Annotated in this window: 1 protein-coding gene; it reads right to left on the minus strand. The window is 65.2% G+C overall.

Annotation, left to right across the window (positions count from 1 at the left end; translation table 11 throughout):
• Nucleotides 1-532: DUF222 domain-containing protein (locus tag PSET11_RS16530; protein ID WP_124093402.1), on the minus strand; the 532-nt coding region annotated here is incomplete at both ends.

Raw genomic sequence — 532 nt, forward strand, 5'->3', positions numbered from 1 at the left:
CGATAACCGGTACCTCGTCCTGCCCAATTCCAACGGCACCCCATCGCGGGGATCGACCAACACCCTGTACAACGACTGCGCCCCATCAGCAACCAACCGTCGCGCCACCGATGCTGGCACCGGGCCAAACCCGTCCACTTCACCCGGTTCTTCCGTGAGGCCCAACAATGAGAACACCGGCACCGTCACCAACACCTCAGCCCGCACCCCCGCGCCGAACTCCGCATCGGTGCCTAGGTGGTGACCTGGGCTGTTGAGGAGGAGCCCGGCCGCGACATCCGCCCGTAGCTGCGTCAACGTTCGGTCCTCATTGGGGCCTTGCAACCCCCTAGCCAGTGCCGTGGTCTTATTCCACACCGCACACGCCGTGTCCCCCGGTAAATACATCGACAGCCAGCCCATCCCGTCCCGATCAGGGCAGAACTCCACCCGACGATCCGCCACACCCTTCACATGCCGGGCCTCCAACGACTCCGGATGATGCCGCTCCCGCCACCCCCGCACCTTCCGACGGAACCGCGACACCACCACA

Origin of the sequence: Arthrobacter ulcerisalmonis (assembly GCF_900609065.1) — a bacterium.
GTDB classification, from domain to species: domain Bacteria; phylum Actinomycetota; class Actinomycetes; order Actinomycetales; family Micrococcaceae; genus Arthrobacter; species Arthrobacter ulcerisalmonis.